The organism is Adlercreutzia equolifaciens (assembly GCF_029076695.1).
Lineage (GTDB): Bacteria > Actinomycetota > Coriobacteriia > Coriobacteriales > Eggerthellaceae > Adlercreutzia > Adlercreutzia equolifaciens_A.
In genome coordinates this window covers 1-351 of sequence record NZ_JARFIK010000146.1, presented here as the reverse complement: position 1 = coordinate 351, position 351 = coordinate 1, and the positions used below count along the sequence as shown (strand labels likewise).

Sequence of the window (351 nt, the reverse complement as noted above, 5' to 3'; positions counted from 1 at the left end):
AGCCGAGGCCACCGCACTGGTGGAGAAGAAGGCGCAGGCCAGAAACACCAGTACAATATGAGGCAGCAGCAAAGGCCACTGGTAGAAGGCCATGTTATCGGCATCGAGGTGATCCAAGATGCGAATCCACACCGCCACCGCCACGAGCACGGCAATCACCAGGCAGGCCACCGCGGCATTACTCATACCGCGACGGGTGACGGCAACGCCGATGGCCGTGACCACAGCCAGCACCCACGAGGCCAGCATCACTATATTGGGGCCCGAGAGTAGCGTGCCCGCCGTACGCATCGATTCGCAGCCAATCAGCGCCGTATGAGCCAGCACCGCTACGAAGAACAGCGCTTTCCC

At 61.5% G+C, this 351-nt stretch carries 1 protein-coding gene; it reads right to left on the bottom strand.

Translation table 11 applies throughout. The annotated features are described in order from the left end of the window. A partial coding sequence (locus tag PZH32_RS11840) for a hypothetical protein (protein ID WP_275208457.1) occupies window positions 1-351 on the bottom strand: 351 nt, incomplete at both ends.